General features: G+C 55.7%; 3 protein-coding genes. All 3 read right to left on the bottom strand.

Features of this window, described 5'->3' with window-relative positions:
- On the bottom strand, positions 1 to 2,284 hold a 2,284-nt coding region (locus QNK41_RS19800; protein ID WP_319260580.1), incomplete at its 3' end, for a PAS domain-containing protein.
- Between the two features lie 238 nt (positions 2,285 to 2,522).
- Positions 2,523 to 3,410 (bottom strand): universal stress protein, encoded by an 888-nt coding sequence (locus tag QNK41_RS19795; RefSeq protein WP_319260576.1) that lies wholly within the window; start codon positions 3,408 to 3,410, stop codon positions 2,523 to 2,525.
- Positions 3,411 to 3,426: 16 nt separating this feature from the next.
- Positions 3,427 to 3,826: sodium:proton antiporter (locus QNK41_RS19790; protein WP_319260574.1), on the bottom strand; the 400-nt coding region annotated here is incomplete at its 5' end.

The following is a 3,826-nucleotide window of genomic DNA, read 5'->3' as shown; positions in this document are numbered from 1 at the left end:
GCTGGGCCTCGGACTCCTTTTTCTCCGTGGTGTCCCAGAAGGTTTCGATGGCACCGATGACACTGCCGTCGGCGGCCCGGATGGGTGCGGCAGTAAAAAAGAGCCATTTGCCCCCCTGGCCCAATTTCGGGAAAAAGACCTCCGCCTCATAGGCGCCCTCAATCAATTCTGATTTTTTCCACTTGCCGCCGTAGAGTTCCCAAATTTCCCGCTCGCTGTGCTGATCCAAAATGATGTCGGCCATGGTGGGCCGCTCTTTATCCCAGAAGGGCACCCACTGGTGGCGGGTGCCCACCATCTTCGTTGACGAATAGCCGCTTAACCGCTCAAGGGAATGGTTCCAGTGGGTAACGACATGATCCTGGTTCAGGACAAATGTAGGAATGGTGCTGCCCTGGATGATCTGGGTGAGCCGGTTCTCACTCTCTTCGATGCGGACGATATCCCGGCGGTGCTCGGCTTCGACCCGCTTTGTCTCCGTGGTGTCCCACAAGGTTTCGATGGCTCCCATCAAGGTGCCGTCCGAGGCCTTGATCGGGGCGGCGGTGAAGATCAGCCACCGACCGTTTTCGCCCAGCTGTTCGAAAAACTCTTCGGCCTCATAGGCGCCTTCTACCAGGGCGGACAGTCGCCATTTTGCCCCGTAGTACTGGCTGATTTCACCGGATTCCAACTGATCGAGGATCACGTCCGCCATGATGGGGCGTGCTTTTTTACGAAATGGTTTCCAGTGATGGCTGGTGCCCACGATTTCATTGGCGGCAAAACCGGTCAGCTTTTCCAGGGCCCGGTTCCAGTGGGTTACGATGTGGTTGCGATTGATGACAAAGGTTGGGGTGGTGCTGCCCTGAATGATCTGGGACAGCGCCTGCTCTTTTTCCTCCAGCTCCTTGACATGTCGCCGGCATTCATTGTCTGTCCGTTTGTTTTCCGTGGTATCCCAAAATGTCTCGATGGCCCCTACCACCGTGCCATCCGATGTTTTTAAAGGCGTGGCGGTAAACCAGCACCATCGGCCCCCTTTTCCCAGCTTGGGAAAATAAACTTCAGCCTCGTAGGCGTCTTCAATAAGCTTGGATTTTCGCCATCGCTCACCGTATAGCGCGTGGAGTTCCTGTTCGCTGTGCTGCTCCATGATCACGTCGGCCATGCAGGGCCGTTCACTTTCCCAAAAGGGCTCCCACTGGTGCCGGGTACCGATCATCCTGGCGGCGGGATAGCCGGTCAGTTTTTCCAGGGCCTGGTTCCAATGGGTAATCACATGATCTCGGTCGAGCACAAAGGTGGGGATGGTGCTGCCCTGAATGATCTGGGACAGGGTTCGCTCGCTCTCTTCGATGCGGCGGGTGTAATTGCGCCGTTCAACCTCGGCCCGTTGATTGTCGGTGTTGTCCCAGAGGGTTTCGATGGCCCCGATAATGGTGCCGTCCGACGCCTTGATCGGAGCGGCGGTAAAAAAGAGCCAGCAGCCGCCGTCACCCAGATGATCGAAGTATTCTTCTGCCTCGAAGCCGCCGTCCACCAGGGTGGAGGGTCGCCATTTGGATCCGTAATAGTGATCGATTTCACCCGTCTCCAACTGATCGAGAATCACGTCGGCCATGATCGGCCGCTCTTGCTTGCGGAAGGGCTTCCAGTGATTCCGGGTGCCCACCATCGTGCTGGCGCTGTGGCCGGTGAGCACTTCCAGCGCATGGTTCCAGTGGGTGACCACATGGTCACGGTTGATGACGAAGGTGGGAATGGTGCTGCCCTGAATAATCTGGGAAAGGGATTTTTCCTTTTCGTAGAGTTCGGTCTCGATCTGCTTGAAGCGGCGGTTGCGCTGCATCACGATATCCGCAGTCTTGCGAAAGCATTGATGGATTCTCTTTTTGACAGTCTCGGCGGTGACTGTGCCGGCGCTCAGGGAGTCCATGGCCTCCTGGCGGATGGTTTCAAGCTGCAGCAGGTCCCAAAGGAAACGTGAATCCTGGTGATCGATCATCTCCACCGCCGCCGGCTTGGCGTGCGCGATGGTGCGGGCCAGTTCAAGGTCCCAGGTGACCTCAATGATGGTTTCCAGACCCTCCAGGCGAAAGAGCTCACGATAGTCACGGCAGGTATGGATCCCCATGGAGCGGGCATAAACCATACCCACGGCCTTATCGTTGAGATCGGCGACACCCAGAACCTCCGGATGACGGTCTTTGAATTGGTCACCGAACAGGTGTCGCAGCAGTTTGTCGCAGAACCTGCCCCCTCCGACAATGGCAATTTTGGCATTTTCGATGGACTGGATCATAAAACCTTTGGCCGTATCACTTTAACCTGTTTATCTGATGAGCCTGTTTCAACATGTTGCCGCTTGTTCAATATCAAGGTGGACAATCATCCCAACCGGCTGCAGACACCGTGTATGTCGCGTATTGGACCGCGACAACGTTCGCTAACCCCGTCGCTTGCGGCAGGGTTAGCGAACGAACTGAAAATCGATATTCATCCTTACGGTAGGCCCAAATTGGGCATTTTGAAATTAGCGCCTATGGAATCAGCAGCACTGGCAGCTCACTCAGTTCGGCGATTTGGTGGGAAACGCCTCCCAGCCAGTACTCATGAAACCAGTCTTTTCCGGTTCGTCCGATAACGATCATGGTGGCACCATAATCTCTTGACATTTTTATGATTTCTTCCACTGTACGGCCCATCGCCAGGTGGTATTCGCTCGAAATACCGGCATCATCGACCTCCCGGCAATAGGACTGGAGGCGTTTAACACTTTCGTCTTCCAGACGTTTGACCGCCGGCGGCTCCAGGTTCTTGATTCTCCGGGCACCCAGTACGTGGGTGACCATTATTTTTTCCACCAGCCCTTTCAATGCCAGGGTTGCATCCAGGGCTCGCCGGGAGGGCTCCGACCAATCCGATGCCAGCAGCGGCCGTTTCCAGATCTGTTCGTTGGTGCGCATCAGGGACTCTCCCTGCCATTCATATTGCACCATGTACTTGCTCATGAGCACCGGGACATTGCTGCGGCGCAGAATGTCCAGGACATGGGTGCCCACATACACCTTTTCCAGCACCGTGCGCTTTTTTCGGCCCACGACGATCAGGTCGACCTTTTCCACTTTGGCAATCTCCAGGATATCGGCATTGGCAGCCCCCACTTCGATCCGCTGGCAAAAGTGTATCTGCGGGTCGTCGATGGTCTGGATCCAGTCATCGAATTTTCTACGGGCCTCCTCGCGTATGCGGTTTTCGTCCTCCTTCAATGTGCCGCCGTAAGGAACGAAGGCCACATCTTCCCGCGGGATCACGTGGGCCAGAACCACCTTTTTAAGTCCGGCCGCCTTCAATTCGAGAAGGCTCTTCAGTGAGTTGAAGGCCAGCTCCCGGAAACGGGTATGATAGAGTAGGGTTTTGAATGCCATTGTCGGCCTCCCGTTCCTAAAAAAAGATAAAGGATACCACCGCGAATACCGGCAGCAGGAATACCAGCGAATATTTCAGAATATACCCGAAGAAGCTGGGCATGGGTGTACCGGCCTCTTCGGATATGGAACGGACCATGAAGTTGGGCGCGTTGCCGATATAGATGCAAGCCCCGAAAAAAACGGCCCCGGCGGAGATGGCCTTCAAGTATAGGGCCTTGTCCGTCATCAGCAACGGAACCGCCTGGGCTTCGGCCATTCCCGGATAGTGGCTTCCAAGGGCCGTGTTGAAAAAGGTCAAATAGGTGGGTGCATTGTCCAGAAAACCCGACAGGGCACCGGTGACCCAGAAGTAGTGTACCGGTTCCTTCACCGCAGTGATCAGAAAGGCCAGCTGGCCGTTGGCGCCGGCCTTT

The sequence above is a fragment of the Desulfosarcina sp. genome (assembly GCF_033791525.1).
Lineage (GTDB): Bacteria > Desulfobacterota > Desulfobacteria > Desulfobacterales > Desulfosarcinaceae > Desulfosarcina.
Note: the sequence above shows the minus strand (reverse complement) of the source record. Positions and strands in the feature narration are given on the sequence as shown.

Excerpts from the sequence above, each read along its gene's own strand:
- QNK41_RS19795 (WP_319260576.1), bottom strand. The coding sequence starts at position 3,410 with ATGGCATTCAAAACCCTACTCTATCATACCCGTTTCCGGGAGCTGGCC.